The organism is Stieleria bergensis (assembly GCA_007745635.1).
GTDB lineage: Bacteria > Planctomycetota > Planctomycetia > Pirellulales > Pirellulaceae > Stieleria > Stieleria bergensis.
Genome location: CP036272.1, coordinates 6917288 through 6933329 on the forward strand (window position 1 = coordinate 6917288; position 16042 = coordinate 6933329).

Consider the following 16042-nt stretch of genomic DNA (forward strand, 5'->3'; position numbering starts at 1 on the left):
CCATCGTGCAGAGCCGGATTCTTGAGCCAGAATTAATGGACAACCCGAGTCTCGACCAGCGTGAACATTTTCACGCGCTCGATGGACTGCAACGGCTTAATCGCTGGACGAAGCTGATCGATTTGGTATGGCGTCCAATTGAGCAAATGGCCCGGGAAAATCCTGCCTCCTCCTTGCGGATTCTAGACATCGCTACCGGCAGCGCTGATGTGCCGATTCAACTGGCTCAAAGAGCTGAGCGACGGGGAATTAGGCTGGAAGTCGAAGCGAGCGACATCAGCCCGCAGGCTATACAATTTGCAGAGGACAACAGCCAGAAGAGTAAAGTCTCTATCAAGTTACATCATCTTGATGTGTTGTCTGAACCGATCCCTGACGGGTATGACATGATTATGTGCGCGACTTTCCTGCACCACTTAACCACCGAACAAGCCGAGATCGTACTTGCCAAAATGATCGAGGCTGCCACGCAGAAAATCGTTGTCGTCGATTTGATTCGCAGCCGATTCAACTGGCTACAGGTCTGCATTGCGACGCGTTTGCTTTCTCGATCACCGGTGGTTCATTTTGATGGGCCACAGTCGATTCGCGCTTCCTTCACGATCAGCGAAATCGAGTCGATTGCAGCCAACCTGCCACTCCAAACTTATCAACTAACAAACCACTGGCCCTGCCGATTCATGCTGGTTGGAACCTGTCATGACTGATTCAGTTCTCCAGGCGACCCTCAACGTCACCGAGGCATCTCAGCGAGACTGGGATGTGCTTGTGATTGGTGCCGGTCCATCCGGAGCCATCGCGGCGAGGCAATGCGCTCAAGGCGGCGGCAAAGTCTTATTGGTCAATGATCAGAAACTGCCTCGCGACAAGGTCTGTGGTTGCTGTCTAAATGGCGCAGCCTTGGAGGCGTTGAATCGGATTGGGCTGAACAAATTGGTCTCTGATTGCCATGCTCCAATACTCGAGAATTTCGTTCTCGCCAGCGGTCAACAACAAGTCGCTCTACCGCTAGGTGCCGGAGTCTCGCTGTCACGACAGCGACTTGATTTGGAACTAACACAGGCAGCGATTGACGCCGGGGCGCAGTTTTTGGATGAAACGAGAGCCACCCTGCATGCGAGCGAAAAACAGCATTGCTCGGTCATGCTAAATCATTCGCAATCGGAATACGCCACCCGCGCCAGGATTACCATCATCGCCAGTGGATTGGGACGGCGTGTGTTCTCTAACCGACTCGCCGATGAACGCCGAACCAATCGAAACTCCAGGATCGGAGCTGGCGCGGTCCTTTCGGAGGTTCGTTCTGATTTCAAGCCGAAGACCATTTACATGGCTTGCCACCGAAGCGGCTATGTCGGTTGTGTGCGTCTAGAGGACGGGCGTCTTGACCTGGCAGCTGCACTGGATGCAAACGCTGTCAAGCAGGCCGGCGGCATCGGTCCATTGGCCAGCATCATCACCAACTCTGCGGGACTTCCTGCGTCTGATGCTGTGGCCGCAGCAAACTGGCGCGGCACTGCCAAACTCACCCAGTCCAGAGCGACGGTTTACGGGGATCGCCTTTTCGTTGTCGGTGATGCAGCTGGATACGTTGAACCGTTTACCGGCGAAGGCATGGCTTGGGCAATCGCGTCGGGAATTGCTGTGGCACCACTTGCACTTCAATCACTCAAAGTAGGAACCACGGAGACCGGTCCAACTTGGGCGAAGTCCAGAACACGGCTGCTTGGGGGAAGAATGTGGAAGTGTCGTCTGATCAGTCAATTACTACGACGGCCAAAGCTCGTAAAAGCCGCTGCCTGGGGATTGACTCATGCGCCCGGTCTTTCGCGTCCCTTTATTAGGTCTCTGAACCGCCCCTTTCCAGAACTTCGCTCCTAGCTCAGCGATGAAAGCGTTTAGCAAGGCTTCGCTGGAGTGCTAATCCAGCAGCGCTGCTTCGATCATCAACCCGGGACCAAAGGCTAACGCAAGACATGGTTTCGGCCTCGACAATGCTGCCAAGCGTTGGAGGATAAACAAGACTGTTGGAGAAGACATATTTCCGTATTCGCGGAGCACATCCCGAGAAATCTCCAGTGCCTCCGCGGGCAGTTCCAGCGATCGTTCAACAGCTGTCAAAATGCGTGGACCACCGGGGTGAACGGCCCAAGACCCAATGTCGTTAAGTGCCAGGCCATTGCTCTCAAGCCACCGGGCCAACCAGGGACGAAGGTGCTGCTTGATTGCATCGGGAACTAAACTAGAAAGCGACATCTCAAAACCGTGATTGCCTATCTGCCACGACATCATCTCGGTTGAATCAGGTGCAAGGTAAGAGCCGGTCGCCTTGATCACGTAAGGTAATTCTCCCGTGCCACTCGGCCGACCACTTACAAACGCCGCAGATCCATCTGCGAATAATGCGTTACCCAACATCAGTTTTTCATCCCACTGCGTGCGATAATGCAAGCTGCAGAGTTCCGTTGCGCAGAGCAGGGTTTTACTTGATGGATCGGCGTTTCCAAGAGCAGCTGCGACACGCATCCCATTGATTGCCGCATGACAGCCCATAAAACCAATTTGCATCCGCTGGACATCGCGACGTAAATTGAGTGCTTTGATTAACTGCACATCAAACCCGGGTGCATCAAAACCTGTACAAGAAACCGTGATGAGATGAGTGATAGCATCCGCTGAGACGTTAGCGCTTTCGAGCGCTTTGTGCGCAGCACCAATTGATAGCGGACCGACGTGCTCGGCATACAACGCCATCCTCTGCTGGGTGCTTAAACCCATTGAAGTGCCGGGCTCTGAATCCTCTTCAACCCAATCGTAAGCTGCTTTGTAGGGAATGCAGGTGTAACGATTGCTCACCTGAGAGCGTTTGAGCATCGCCTTCAGCAAACGCTTTTTCCGTTCATCGCCACAGAGCAAATCAGCGGACATTGCCGCCGCCTCTTCTTGGCTCATCTGATTGACGGGCACCTCTGTGCCGAATCCGAGAATACAAGGGTTCAAATGAAATTCCTTATCGAAAGCCCGTTGCCTAACCGCTACCTTTCACTGCCAAAGTCTACCACCACTTCAAGTTTTGACCTCCGGCCATCACAGGGTCCAAGTTAGCCCCAAATTTCCTGATAAATTCCAACTGATGGAAGAACCTATTGAAGAAAGACCAGGTCTCAGCGTCTAAAACACTAGATTCTCCGCAGCCCAGCCATCAATAGAATTCCAGGGCCAGTCCGGGTCTCCATCCGCGGTGCGCAAGCACATGGCGCGCGGCATGTCATTGGGAAGCGACCGGGTGATTGTTAAAACTTGAAAGATGGTCTCCCGGAAGGCAGAATCTTCCCTCCTAGAACGTTTCTATTTTCGTCAGCTGCAACCGACGGGGAGACCATCCATGAACGAAGTTAATCTCATTGCAGCCCTTGGCCAAGTTCCAGCGTCGGAAACCGACCGTGTCCTTCGAGACTTTTTGCGAGGCTAAGTGCGGGAGATGATCTGCGAAGTCATGGCCGCTGAAGTCACCGAACTCTGCGGTCCCAAGCACGAACCCTCCTCCAGTGATCATTACCGCGCTGGCTCAGCGTCAGGGCTCAGCGGACTGGGACTGTCCCCGATCTTGAATGCCAGTCCGGACCGAATGCCAGTCCGGACCGAATGCCTGAACGCCGAAGGTGTTCTACCCCATAGCCCAGGGTTGCGCAGCGCACCCTGGGGACAGGCCCCACACACATCGCCTCCGAACGCCGAAGGTGTTCTACAACAGGGTCCTGGCAAGCCCATCAGAACGCAGGCAACTCCAAGGCTTCTCGCCCAAACCCTTGCACTAGAAAAATGACACCAGTGCCGCTGGCCATGCAAACGCTGATAATCCGCCGGGGACAGTCCACCGAAGCTGGAAAACGTCGCGTAACCGGGAATGAACCACGAAGGACGCGAAGAGCACGAAGGGTGAGGTCACAATCATTCTCCGGGGACTGCCCCCGTCGCCTCCTGTCCCCGAAGCATCCATGTGCAGCAGAGAACATTTGCTCTCCGCTGGGTGTGCCCAAAACCGCGTGTGGAACACCTACGGCGTTCGGAGGTTTGATGGTTCCAATGACCCAAGGTGCGCTTCGCGACCTTGGGCTGTGAAAATGGAACACCTACGGCGTTCGGCAGGCCAGCCTGACGTTCCTTCGAAGCACATGATCAGAGAAACGCACCTCAGTCACCTGCCAAATCCAAGGCGGTGGCTTCCACAATTGCATCCAGAGTTCCGAACGCCGAAGGTGTTTCCAGGCAGGAACATCCTCGCCTGTTGTTAGCCCAGTCATTCGGCATCAATTGATCCTGTCACAGATCAGGGAGAAGAAAAACACAGAGGGCACTGAGCCTCCTCCGTGATCTCTGTTCCTCTGTGTTTCAATTTTTCGAGTCCAGGCTTTTGAGCTGACGCGGCGAAGCCCCTGTAAGCTCAATCAAGTAATCACCAGAGAGACCATCAAGAGATTTAACAACAGATGGGACATCCCCGAACCTTAGGCAAGGTTTGTGAAGGCCGTTCAGAGTTCTCCTGAAACCAGGCGAATCGCTTGGAACAGTGCCTGGGCATCCTGAAACGCTGCTTGTTGCATCTGCGCAGGGGACTGCCCAAGTTCGTTGGCGAGGCTGGCAGCCTGTTGTGGCCCCTCCGAGTCCAGTTCTGCAAAAGACTCCTGCAATAGTTCATAGGCTTCGGCTCCCGATTTGGTGTGGATCAACGGAGCTATCAAAGCTGCCAACTGAGTCAGGCTAGGTTGGTAGTGCTGTAACGTGAACGCAATGTCATAGGCGTCTTTCGCTTTATTGCGTCTGGCGAGTGGGAAGGCTTTAATCAAGATGAACGCTTCCGGTTTAACTACCTTTACGGAGATCTCCTCGACGACACCTGGATTACTTTCCAGTCGAAGAGTGCGGTGTTCATTGCAGAGCAATGCGAGATCCAGTCCCGGTAGGCTTTCAACAGAGACGCCGCCAATTTCGATTTTCATGACATCCCTGCCCTGAAAGCGCGGTGTGGTCAACAGATCGATAGCGACTGGAGTGGTTGTTTGAGGCAACTGACGCAGATACTGAGTCGGATTGGGCCGTTGGCTGCGCTGATAGCCATGATCGACAAGATGCTGGTCTAAGTCAACATTCTGACGAAGTCCATTGGGGGGCAGGACTAAGTCTACATCAATAGACCCCACATGACCTTGGCCTGGAAAGTGCAACTCAGGTACCCAACCACCGACCAAGACGAACTCGCCACACTGAGCCAACGTTTCCACGACTTCGAACATGACTCGATAGGCAGCTTCCTGGGGTGTCATCTAGAGCTCCCTTGCAGTTCTGGTGGCGGCATCGAAAGATTGACGAAGGATCTGGTCATAGAGGGTATCTGCCGCTTCCTGCCCCCTGCCATCCATGGTCCTTAAGTCGAGGTAAGTTTGTAGAGCCGACGTCACTGGCACAGGCGTTTCTGAGAGATTAGCGAATTGGCTTTCGTCTAAGGGACGATAAAAAGTCAGGTTCGCTCCGCTTTCAACCCTTCTCGCACCACAGGCTTCCTCGAACCCCAGTAAGGCTTCTGACTCCCAAGCTTCTTCGGCAAGCAAAAAGGAGGTAACCGAGTAGCGAACTTCAGGTGCGATTCGCCAGCCGGCTGCGAGGTGCGATAAGGCATGAAGCAGGTTCTCTTTCTGAAGCCAATCTGCCACCTTGGCTTCGATGTCGGCCAGGCCACCGCGCATGTAGTACATCACCTGCTCTCTCCGCGTCGATCGCATTTCTGCCACCCAGTCGTCGAGCAGGCGTTTGGGGCGTTTAAGTCGAAGGCGTCGTTCATCAACAACGACATAGCCCTCGTCTACCATGCGTCCCTTGATTCGCGAGACCAGCCCAGGGCTGACTTTCACATCAGGGTGTTTGGCAAGTTCGTTGACCTGCCAGGTACGTTGAGGTTCCTGCAGCATTGCGCGTGGAACGCGACTGGAACGTGGTGAAAAGATTTTCAGCGTCTTCTGGTCGTGCTTGCCGTGCGAACTGGGGATCCCACGATGTTGGACATAGAGACTGTGTTCAGGAAATTGCAGCACGCAGTTTCCGGCAAAGTCCATCCATGAGACTCCCGCCTGTTTAGCGATTTCAGCTGTCCGGTCTGAAACGGCCGCCGCATAGAGCAGCGGTTGGGCGTTTCTCATGCGAGCCTCCTGCAGCAGAATCTTACAGGCACCTTCCGCGCGGGCAGGGGTGATCAGCCGATACGACTTGAAGACCAAGGGAATCGCCCCACGTGCAGGTGGGGTGATCTGCAGTTCGCCCACTTCGGAGTCTGACACTATCGCGACCTGGAAATCGCCGAGTCCAGCCAACGCGCGTTCTATTAAATTCGCCAGATTTGGTTTAGCAGGCATTGGTTGTTCACTGATAATGACGTATTTACTGCGCAGTAAATATAGCATGAATAGTGAATATTATTGTTGGAAACCTGTCCCAAATGAGCAAAAAAGGGAGTGCCGCGCCAGCCACGGCCCTGCTCCAAGCTTCGGTGGCGTTCATCCAGGGCTTTGTCGACCGCGATGCAGAAACCGACCGTGTCCTTCGAGACTTTTTGCGAGGCTAAGTGCGGGAGATGATCTGCGAAGTCATGGCCGCTGAAGTCACCGAACTCTGCGGTCCCAAGCACGAACCCTCCTCCAGTGATCATTACCGCGCTGGCTCAGCGTCAGGGCTCAGTGGACTGGGACTGTCCCCGATCTTGAATGCCAGTCCGGACCGAATGCCAGTCCGGACCGAATGCCAGTCCGGACCGAATGCCAGTCCGGACCGAATGCCTGAACGCCGAAGGTGTTCTACCCCATAGCCCAGGGTCGCGCAGCGCACCCTGGGGACAGGCCCCAGGTACACCTACGGCGTTCGGCAGGCCAGCCTGACGTTCCTGCGAAGCACATGATCAGAGAAACGCACCTCAGTCACCTGCCAAATCCAAGGCGGTGGCTTTCACAATTGCATCCAGAGTTCCGAACGCCGAAGGTGTTCTACCCCATAGCCCAGGGTCGCGCAGCGCACCCTGGGGACAGGCCCCACACACATCGCCTCCGAACGCCGAAGGTGTTCTACAAACGGTCCTGGCAAGCCCATCAGAACGCAGGCAACTCCAAGGCTTCTCGCCCAAACCCTTGCACTAGAAAAATGACACCAGTGCCGCTGGCCATGCAAACGCTGAGAATCTGCCGGGGACAGTCCACCGAAGCTGGAAAACGTCGCGTAACCGGGAATGAACCACGAAGGACGCGAAGAGCACGAAGGGTGAGGTCACAATCATTCTCCGCTGCAAAAAATTTGAGGGGCGCGTGCAGTTACATGAACCCGCTGCTGGAAATTACCAAGCGAGCGTTCGATCAGTTTGAGCGTTGGCTCCCGCGTTTCCGTAACTCTTTGTGCTTCGCGGTCAGATCCAACGCCGCTTCATAGTCAATGATCAGCAACGTGGCTGGCTCGACTGCGTACGCTGAGACCGGTAGTGGATCACCCATCGCAGCGGAGATCATTCCCAGCGATGCTCCCCGCTCGATCTAGCGGAACAGGCTTTCTGATCCATCAGGGTGTGCCATAACGGCTTTCACACGACCTGCAATAAGAAACCCGACTTCGGTGACGGGACGATTAACGCGATAGATCAAGTCACCGACTTGATCTCGCTGGATGCGAATGCGTTCTGCAACCGCCTGCAACACTTCGTCAGAGATTTCCTTGAAGTGCCCGTGGGACTTCATCAACGTCAATGTGTCTTTGTCGGCCGGAACGGAGATCCAGTTAGCGCATCATCATTCGAGGGTGCGGGAAGCGGAGTCTCGTGATCGCACTGGTCAGTTGTCATCTCGGTCGGCTGATTGATCCGTCTTCATACCCTCGGTCGCTTGCAGCGTACGAGCGACTTGTTGACTTTCAAACAATTCGTCCAGTTTCTGAATTCGCTCGGGAAGCCCCCGTTCAACCAATGCGTCATAGGTGGTGTACCCGTCTTTGGTTGCGACGTAGTCTGCTCGCCTCCAGAACAGCAACTCCACGGATTCGGGAAGCACCTTTTCAATGTCGGCGATCCCTTCAGGAGTCATCTCTCCCGGACCGATCACTTCCACCAAGACTTTCCAGTGATCACCGATCCAATTGAAGTGCGCCTCGATGGCCTTTAGATCGGCCTGCTTATTGACAGTCTGTAACACGATGGGCTTCAGTTCTGGAATCCGCGCTCGCTGCTCTTCGGGTGCTTCACTCTGATTTGTCCACTCAACATGCAAGCTTCCGCTGCGATCACGTAATTGCGCCGCACTCGTCCGTAAGTAGAACCGTAACTCAGGATCATTCAAACGCTCTCGCAAAGTCAGCTCCAGATCTTGAACCTCGTACGCGGCGATATTGCGAATGGCGTCAACATAAGCCACAACGACTCCCGTCCCCAATCGATTACCGTACTCGATGCGAGTCAGTTCAAATCCGGGCTCGCGTTCATACGTTTCGCGGATCACCTGAGACGCCAACAACTCCCGATCTTCGAAATCATTGGCGGGTTTTACAAGGAAGGTTCCATCCAGTTTGGGGCGAACCGCCTGAAGCGATGACCCCAACGCACAGACGTCGCGCGATCGCACGGATCGAACCACCAAGTCAACTGGCGATTCAAGTCGCTCGCCCATCGTCTCTTCAATCATTGCCACCCAACCAGGTGAAACCGTCCGCTGCGTTCGAACCGTGGCAAGCACCTGGATTCCACGCGGCGTTAAGCGATGTTCTAACTGATCCAAGCTGGCCCGATGGCTGTTCGAGAGCTGCTCCTCCAAGGTTTGTGTGATCACTTGCTGGACCTTGCGATCACGGGCAATCCGCAGCAGCGAGTTGGAAAGGATCACGGCGATGACAACAAACACCACCACGGTGGGCCCAAATTGCCGAACGACTTTTCTGCCTGGAATCGGACGCGAAAGTCCAGCGATCGCAAACGTTACCAATGCGACCAACAATATCGAAACAAAGTTAGCAAGGAACAGCAACAACGCTCCGAAGGCGCCGGAAAAGGCGCCCAACGCAAGACACAGCCCACAGGTCGAAAGCGGGGGCACGATCGCAGTGGCAATCGCCACCCCGGGCAGCGCCGGACTGACGCGTTCATCCAGCAGAGCGTAGGTGCCGGCAAAACCCGCAAACACGGCAACCAAGAGGTCAAGAATGTTCGGCTGCGTCCGTGCCAACATCTCGGACGTTGCATCACCGAATGCGACTTGCGGTAGCCCGACCAGCAACCCTGACAAAATCGCCAAGAACGCTCCTAGAATTTCTGTTTTGAATGCCCGCCACAACAAACGAGGATTCCCGCGCAGCATCGCCAGAGCGATTCCAAAGATTGGCGTCATCAAGGGCGAAACAAGCATCGCGCCGATGATCACCGCCGCACTGTTGGCCATCAAACCAAACGAAGCGATCAGTGACGACGTGAGCAGCAAAACAAAGAATCGTCCTCGTGGCTGGGACGAAACCGAGATTTCACGGACGATCTCTTGAGTCCGCTTGGGCGAAACTCGGTAGATCTTAAACATGGGTGGGCTCGAAACGTGGCGTTGGAAAACAGACGAATGAGGGGCTGGCGAACTTCACGCCCCTCGCGGAAACGTCATGGACTCAGGCGATGAAAACACGCACAGAACAGGGAAGGGCAAGCTGAGCGACAGCGGACTGAACTCGCGTCGCCGCCATTATCGCTCATCAATCGAACTGATCTTAAACGCAGGCAGTGCCTGACACAAATCAGACACGGGTATCAAGCCAGGAAAGCGACTCGGTGAGCGGCATAACCATTCCGTCCTGAAATGTCCAAGAAGGCAACGCACCCCTAATCGTCGCGACCAGCCAGATCAGCACTATTCCTCGACGCCGAAAATCCGTTTGCTGGCAGCGGGCGATTGAATGGCGAAATGGAAACAACGTCGCTTTGGCTTGGCACAACGGCTTCTCAAATCTGATTTGCCGACTTCATGTCTGCAGCTAACCTTTGCTGATACGCTGCATGCGCCTCGGCGTCTTCCTGTGCTCGTTCACTGTAATAGATCAAGCCGAGTGCGCGACGGGAACGCGTGGCCGAACGGTTGCCATCAGCACGATGTATCGTCATTGCATGATGCACCAGCAAATCCCCCGGACCGGCCGGGAAAGCGACTTCATTCAACCGATCGCTATCGGTCGGATAATCAACGATCCCTTGGCTAAAGCCCAGTGTGCCGGTCCTGGCATGCTCGCGCATGCCTTGCTTGTGAGATGACTGGACGTAACGGACACAACCCGTCTCCTGATCCACGTCTTCCAAAGCCAACCACATGGTCACTGCTTCGCAGGGGTCAAGCATGAAGTAGTAACCGTCTTGATGTGCAGGAGTCGGTTGCCCCACTGCGGGCGGCTTGTTGAAGTATTGCATGTTCCTGGGAACAACCGGACCATCGAGCAATCGCTGCGCCAAGTCAGGAAAGCGACCGACGGTCAAGAGTTGATGGAACCAAGCATCATATTGCCCCAGCTGCTGGATCTGCTTCAAAGTGGCCGCATCATCACGATCTTCATAGAAGACGTGCTCAGCAGGAAGCCTCGGTAAAACGTCGCCAATGAATCGATCCACGTTGGCAACCAGTTCTGTCATTTCCCCATGATCAAGATACTGGGGGAAAGCAACATAACCGTCGCGGTCGAATTGCTGCTGTAATTCTGGCTCGGGAATCGTCGTCGACATGAAGGGTGTTTCAAGTTGAAGTTGTCAGTTCAGGAGATCGCGACGGTGCAGCCAAGTGAATCCGTGGAACCGCTGTCAAAGCTTATTTCCCGGTGTCACCGGTCTGGCTGGCCTCTTGAAACAGATCCAGATGTGGCCAGCGGAAACCAGGTTTCTTGTAACGTTTGCTCTGATACTCCTTCTGTTCGGCAATGAAGGTGGCAATGTTCTCTGGGTCAGCAAAGGGATCGTTGATTTCCAGTTGAAACTCACGCATCGCTTGCAGCAAACGCTCTCGGATTGGCTGATGCTCAGCACTGGCGGCAAGGTTCTTCCATTCATAGGGATCTGCTTGCAAATCAAACAATTCGTACTGCGGCGGATACAGGAAACTTTGCACCTCCTGTTCTTTGGGTAACTGGCTGTTGCGATAACGGGACTCAGCCAATCGATTCAGTACCCGATCGGGATTGAAGACCAGTTTGTAACGCTGATCACGGATCCCAAATTGCATGTACAACAGATTCGGCGATGAACCGGTGGTGAACGTATGAATGTATCGCCGCGGCGGAGCCTTTCCGGAATCAAGATCCTGCAGAGCCATACCGGGCAACTCGTCCGGAACCGGGATCGAGGCAGCACGCATCATCGTTGGCAGGATGTCAATCGTGGAAACCATGCCGGTTTCGACTTTGCCTTTGGAGAAGTGTTCCGGCGCATTGACGATCATCGGAATCCGCGTGCCATTCTCGTAAATGCTGCCCTTGCCGCGAGGAAAATCCGCACCATGATCGCTGATGTAAATCACGAATGTATTGTCGCGATTTCCGGTTTGATCCAGCTTGTCCAGAACCATGCCAATGCCTTCATCCAGGCGGTTCATGCAATTAAAGTAATCGCGAATCTCCTCGCGCAAATGAGGCGTATCGGATCCAATCCATGGGAACGGCTTGATCGGCTCAGTGACTTGGCGGGTCGGAAACCCATGCTTTGACCGTGCCACAAATTTCCGATGAGCGTCGGCATAGTTGATGATCAGCAAGAACGGCTTGTCCTGTTCCGCCGCGTTCCGCATTACCGTATGAGCTTCTTCGGCATAGGTTTCGATGCTGATCGTTTTGGAGAAGTTCGAGTTATTAATGGCACGATGATCGATGAAATCCTCCACCAATCGTTCGGGATTAATGTGTGTCTTGCCAAGGAAACCGGTGTAGTAGCCCGCCTGCCGAAAGTACGCCGGCATCGTTTTAAACTCTTGGTACATCGCAAACCGGTGCGTGGCCAGTCCGATGTGCCCTGTCTGACGAGTGTACAGTCCCGTTAAGAAGACAGAACGCGATGGACTGCAAACGGAATAGGGCACGTAAGCGCGCGTGTACCGAACACCTCCGGCCGCCAATGAGTCTAAGTGAGGCGTGTGGACGCGTTGTTCGCCATAGCAACCGAGGTGTTCACTATTGTCTTCCGAGACGATGAACAAAAGGTTCGGCCCAGCAGCCAGCGCTGGCGCCGCCTGCAAGAGCAACACAACCCAGAGGATACCCGTGATGAATCGACCCATCGTTTTCCCGTAGTTCGTAGCAGTGTGATTTCACGTGATAGCGTAACCGGCCACGGCCCATCTGGCAACGAAAGCGAATCGCCGCCAGACAGTGACAGGCTTTCTGGGCCAGGCTGCTTGTTGATTGGCCAGCTTGTTGATTGGCCAGCTGACCTTGGGCCCAGACTTAGAAGCTTGAAGCGCCACCACCGGCACCCCCGTGCTCGACTCGCTGCTAACGTTCACGGTGGCAATCAAGGCCCGGGCATGGCTCGGCAGGCTACGGTTTCGGTCCAGCTTTCCGCTTGGTCGCGTCTAGCTGTTTGAGCATCACTTCCACGGCTTTTTCGATCTGCTTGTCCTGCCCTTTCTCAGTAGACTCGGGATCGTTCTTGACCCGATAGTCAGGTTCGGTCTGGTTGTTTTCTAAATACTGGCCCTTGGTATTCTTCATGCCAACCTGAGGCACACCGACTCGCATGTCCCCCGAGAGCGAGGTTTCCCACCAGACAGCGGTCATGGTGCCGGGGACCGGCATGCCCACCATCTCACCAATCTCCAGCACGTTGTAAGTGTAGGGAAACGCGTGTGCATCACTGTAGTTGCCTTCGCCGATGACCAAGATCGACGGCTTATTCCACTGGTCCAACGAGTCACCTCGGTATTCGCGGCCACGAACATGCATGGTCACATACTCTTTGCCCATCAGCAGTTTGGCCAGATCGTTGTGCAACCAACCACCACCATTCCATCGGGTGTCGACAACGATGGCTTCTTTGTCAAAGTTACGTCCCAGGATTTCAGAATAGACAACGCGAAAACTGGAATCGTTCATGCCTCGGACATGCACATAACCAAGCCGCCCGCCGGAAAGCGTTTCCACCAAGTTGCGACGATTCTTGACCCACCGTTCATACATCAACTGTGACTGAGCAGCCGTCGAGATCGGCATGGTGATTTCATCAAATCGCGTCCCGTCCTCGCGAATCACTGATAGTCGAATGCGCTTGCCCGCTTTGTGGTTCAGCAGGCTGGCAAGGTTGGCCGATCCATCCAAGTCCGTTCCATCAATCGCGGCGAGTTTCATGCCGGCGCGAATCTGGCTTTTGACTTTCTTTAGCGGACTCTTATCAAGAACTTCGGCAATCAACAGTGGACCACTGGTGTCGCGCTGATCGAAAAGCACACCCAACGCAGCCGTCTGATCGGCGCCCTTTGCCTTGCTCGGCCGGTAAGACACTCCAATGTGTGATGCATTGAGCTCGCCTGTCATCTCGGCCATTAAGTTCGCGAGGTCTCGATTGGTGGTGATCGATGGAAGCTTCTTAGCGTAGGCTGCCTTCATTGCCTTCCAGTCAATCCCATGAAAGTCCGGCTTGTAAAATTTATCGGCTATCTGTCGCCAGCTGTGCTCAAACATGTAGGCCCGCTCCGCCTGGGGCTTCAATGTCATGACAGTGCTCGTCGAGATCGGCTTTGCGCTATCAATCGAATCAACGGATGCATGGCTAAGCGATGATCCAGACAACATGAAGATCGTCTTTTCATCATCAGAGAATTGGAAGCTTGCACCATCGGCAAGCTTCTTCAGCAGCTTGGTATCGTCCTCTCGAAAGTCACGCATCCAGAGCTCACTGCCTTCGGCATGGCTCTGCAGGAAGAACAACTTGGACGCATCCTTTAGCAAATAGAACTGTGTGATTTTGGCGGAGTTCTTGGTCAAACGAACGGTTCGATCGTCGAGCCCCTCCCATTCAACCTGCACTTTGCGAACGTCCTCTTCATCCTCTTTGTCTTTGTTCGCCTCATCCTTCTTGTTGTCCTCTTTGAGTTCCTGTGCGAGTTCGTACTCTTCCTTGCTGAGCGTGAATTGATCGTACGCATCTTGATTTAAAAAGGCGGCCATCACATCGTATTCCCGTCCCCAGCTGCCATGATCGCGTTGACCATAGCGAGCGCTGGCCCAATAGATGACATTGCCACCACGATTCCAGGCAGGTGCTCCATCTTCATAACCGGAGCGGCTAAGATCCACTGGCTGCTCTGAACCATCCGCAGGAAAGATTCCAATGTTGGGAATGAACAATCGCCCACGAGCCGCATAGTCTGACGTGAGCCATTGACTGTCGGATGACCAAGCGAAGGTAATATCACCGTCGGCATATGAGTAGTTGTGCACCTTGCTGAGCGCAACATTCGTGTCCCCGGTTTCTCGATTCAGAATCTGAATTTCATCGCGGCCTGCCAGGAAGGCAATTTTTTTGCCGTCGGGTGAATACAGCGGCTGAAAGCTCTCGGTGTCCGCCGAGTGAATTTCGGCCTCTTCAATCTTGGTTGCGGTAAAGAAGTACTTTTCACGTTTGTCGGTTAATGAAGCTTCATAGAGTTTCCACTTTCCATCGCGTTCACCGGCATAGAGCAATGTGCGTCCGTCTTGATGAAAGGACACACTACGCTCTTGTTCAGGTGTATCGGTGATCCGGACGGTGGTGCCAAAGTCTCGACTAACGACAAAGACTTCGCCGCGTGAGATGATGGCGATCTCTTTTCCGTTGGGTGAAACAGCAAACTCTGACACGCCGCTGAGCTGTTTGGTTTCATAATCATTGGTTTGGGAATCGGCTTGGAAGCTGATCTCCAACTGCTGTGGGGCTTTGCCGGCTTGCTGGGTGTAGATCAAGCCATGCTGGGTGTAGCAAAGCAGTCCGCCCTGTGACACGCTAAGATGCCTTACGGGATGTGTTTCAAAGCTGGACAGGCGTTTTTTCTTGCCACCGTTTGCATCCATTCTCCAGGCATTGAAGTTATTGCCTTGATCCTCAGACAAGTAATAAATCGTCTCACCAAGATAGTAGGGATCGTGATCACCACCTTTGAACGTCGTCAACTGCGTGTGCTTCCCTGTCTCGACGTTGAATTTCCAGATGTCACGCGCAAAGGCTGAAACGTCATGCTTGCGAAACTCAATTTCGTAAGCTTTTTCGTCTCGATAAACGATCTCCTTGCCATCCTGACTGTAACGAGCTTGCGAAGCGGGAATGGTGGTGATCATGCGAGGCGTTCCACCACTGGTTTTGACCTCATACAACTCGGCTAAGCGGCTGGTGGGAAAGAGGCTTGTCTCGGCGCTGTCATTACGGGCCGAAGAGAACAAGACCGCATGGCCGTCAACCGAAAAATCGGTCGGGACATCATGGGCGCTGTGAAAGGTTAATCGCGTTGCCTTGCCACCTTCAGCCGGCATCACAAACACATCCAGATTGCCGTGGCGATCGCTGGCGAAAGCGAGCTGCCTGCCATCTCGCGACCAGACGGGGTGTCCGTCCCAAGCGTCGCTTGTCGTCAGCGCCCGCGCCACACCGCCTTTACTGGAAACAACAAACACATCGCCTTGATGACTGAACGCAATCATGTTTCCGGCTGGAGAGATGGCAGCATGCCGAAACCAATAGCTGAGGTCCTGGCCGAAGGCGGTGGTGGTAAACGCAAAGACCACGCCAACGCTAAGAAACAGACGCGACATCAAACGCAGTGACGGTGCATTCATGAGAGGGGTGACTCGAAACATCTGGGAGGTTCTAACGGCGGATGATTTGAATTGTGTTGCAGTCGCACGACAAGCCTGAGTGGCACCGGGCCGTGCTCTGCCGAGCCCGATGACCCACCGCTAAAGCCGTGGAAAACAGGTCGGCGAAACAGGAACGCGACTGGAGGGCAAGGTCGGCGTAGCGCAATCGATCATGTGCGACAACGGT

11 protein-coding genes and 2 pseudogenes are annotated in these 16042 nt (G+C 54.3%); 4 read left to right on the plus strand and 9 right to left on the minus strand.

Features of this window, described 5'->3' with window-relative positions; genetic code table 11:
- Positions 1-35 precede the first annotated feature (35 nt).
- Entirely contained in the window at positions 36-707 is a 672-nt protein-coding gene (locus SV7mr_RS24300; RefSeq protein WP_145277566.1) for a methyltransferase domain-containing protein, read from the plus strand.
- Complete coding sequence (locus tag SV7mr_RS24305) at positions 700-1881, plus strand: NAD(P)/FAD-dependent oxidoreductase (protein ID WP_145277569.1); 1182 nt, start codon at positions 700-702, stop codon at positions 1879-1881. The genes SV7mr_RS24300 and SV7mr_RS24305 overlap by 8 nt, the downstream gene beginning before the upstream one ends.
- Positions 1882-1920: 39 nt before the next feature.
- Here the strand turns inward: SV7mr_RS24305 and SV7mr_RS24310 are convergent, their stop codons facing one another.
- A complete protein-coding gene (locus SV7mr_RS24310; protein ID WP_145277571.1) occupies positions 1921-3000 on the minus strand; it encodes a type III polyketide synthase in 1080 nt (359 codons plus the stop codon).
- 290 nt (positions 3001-3290) lie between these two features.
- On the opposite strand from SV7mr_RS24310, the pseudogene SV7mr_RS24315 reads away from it, so the two are divergent.
- A pseudogene (locus SV7mr_RS24315) lies at positions 3291-3580 on the plus strand (IS256 family transposase); the annotation flags it as partial.
- 952 nt (positions 3581-4532) lie between these two features.
- Here the strand turns inward: SV7mr_RS24315 and SV7mr_RS24320 are convergent.
- Together SV7mr_RS24320 and SV7mr_RS24325 are read right to left on the minus strand one after the other, a co-directional pair.
- Positions 4533-5324: a nucleotidyl transferase AbiEii/AbiGii toxin family protein gene (locus tag SV7mr_RS24320; protein ID WP_145277574.1), complete on the minus strand. Its 792-nt coding sequence runs from the start codon at positions 5322-5324 to the stop codon at positions 4533-4535.
- On the minus strand, positions 5325-6407 hold the full coding sequence (locus SV7mr_RS24325; RefSeq protein ID WP_419187878.1) for a type IV toxin-antitoxin system AbiEi family antitoxin: 1083 nt from the start codon (positions 6405-6407) through the stop codon (positions 5325-5327).
- Between the two features lie 167 nt (positions 6408-6574).
- On the opposite strand from SV7mr_RS24325, the pseudogene SV7mr_RS24330 reads away from it, so the two are divergent.
- Positions 6575-6724 (plus strand): annotated as a pseudogene (locus SV7mr_RS24330) (IS256 family transposase); the annotation flags it as partial.
- 670 nt (positions 6725-7394) lie between these two features.
- Here the strand turns inward: SV7mr_RS24330 and SV7mr_RS25855 are convergent.
- The 6 genes from SV7mr_RS25855 to SV7mr_RS24355 all read right to left on the minus strand — a co-directional run bounded on the left by SV7mr_RS25855 (position 7395) and on the right by SV7mr_RS24355 (position 15834).
- Positions 7395-7544 carry a cyclic nucleotide-binding domain-containing protein gene (locus SV7mr_RS25855; protein ID WP_419187879.1) on the minus strand — a complete coding sequence of 50 codons (150 nt, stop codon included), beginning with the start codon at positions 7542-7544 and terminating at the stop codon, positions 7395-7397.
- Positions 7545-7568: 24 nt separating this feature from the next.
- Complete coding sequence (locus tag SV7mr_RS24335) at positions 7569-7769, minus strand: cyclic nucleotide-binding domain-containing protein (RefSeq protein ID WP_145277578.1); 201 nt, start codon at positions 7767-7769, stop codon at positions 7569-7571.
- A 93-nt stretch (positions 7770-7862) separates the two neighbouring features.
- Positions 7863-9587 carry a DUF389 domain-containing protein gene (locus SV7mr_RS24340; protein WP_145277580.1) on the minus strand — a complete coding sequence of 575 codons (1725 nt, stop codon included), beginning with the start codon at positions 9585-9587 and terminating at the stop codon, positions 7863-7865.
- Between the two features lie 413 nt (positions 9588-10000).
- On the minus strand, positions 10001-10768 hold the full coding sequence (locus SV7mr_RS24345; RefSeq protein WP_145277582.1) for a phytanoyl-CoA dioxygenase family protein: 768 nt from the start codon (positions 10766-10768) through the stop codon (positions 10001-10003).
- Between the two features lie 82 nt (positions 10769-10850).
- Entirely contained in the window at positions 10851-12308 is a 1458-nt protein-coding gene (locus SV7mr_RS24350) for a sulfatase family protein (protein WP_145277584.1), read from the minus strand.
- 259 nt (positions 12309-12567) lie between these two features.
- Positions 12568-15834 carry a S41 family peptidase gene (locus SV7mr_RS24355; protein ID WP_419187880.1) on the minus strand — a complete coding sequence of 1089 codons (3267 nt, stop codon included), beginning with the start codon at positions 15832-15834 and terminating at the stop codon, positions 12568-12570.
- Positions 15835-16042: the final 208 nt, after the last annotated feature.

Coding starts and splice junctions, on each gene's coding strand:
- SV7mr_RS24300 (WP_145277566.1), top strand. CDS start 36: ATGGACAACCCGAGTCTCGACCAGCGTGAACATTTTCACGCGCTCGAT.
- SV7mr_RS24305 (WP_145277569.1), top strand. CDS start 700: ATGACTGATTCAGTTCTCCAGGCGACCCTCAACGTCACCGAGGCATCT.
- SV7mr_RS24320 (WP_145277574.1), bottom strand. CDS start 5,324: ATGACACCCCAGGAAGCTGCCTATCGAGTCATGTTCGAAGTCGTGGAA.
- SV7mr_RS24325 (WP_419187878.1), bottom strand. CDS start 6,407: ATGCCTGCTAAACCAAATCTGGCGAATTTAATAGAACGCGCGTTGGCT.
- SV7mr_RS25855 (WP_419187879.1), bottom strand. CDS start 7,544: ATGATCTCCGCTGCGATGGGTGATCCACTACCGGTCTCAGCGTACGCA.
- SV7mr_RS24335 (WP_145277578.1), bottom strand. CDS start 7,769: ATGAAGTCCCACGGGCACTTCAAGGAAATCTCTGACGAAGTGTTGCAG.
- SV7mr_RS24340 (WP_145277580.1), bottom strand. CDS start 9,587: ATGTTTAAGATCTACCGAGTTTCGCCCAAGCGGACTCAAGAGATCGTC.
- SV7mr_RS24345 (WP_145277582.1), bottom strand. CDS start 10,768: ATGTCGACGACGATTCCCGAGCCAGAATTACAGCAGCAATTCGACCGC.
- SV7mr_RS24350 (WP_145277584.1), bottom strand. CDS start 12,308: ATGGGTCGATTCATCACGGGTATCCTCTGGGTTGTGTTGCTCTTGCAG.
- SV7mr_RS24355 (WP_419187880.1), bottom strand. CDS start 15,834: ATGAATGCACCGTCACTGCGTTTGATGTCGCGTCTGTTTCTTAGCGTT.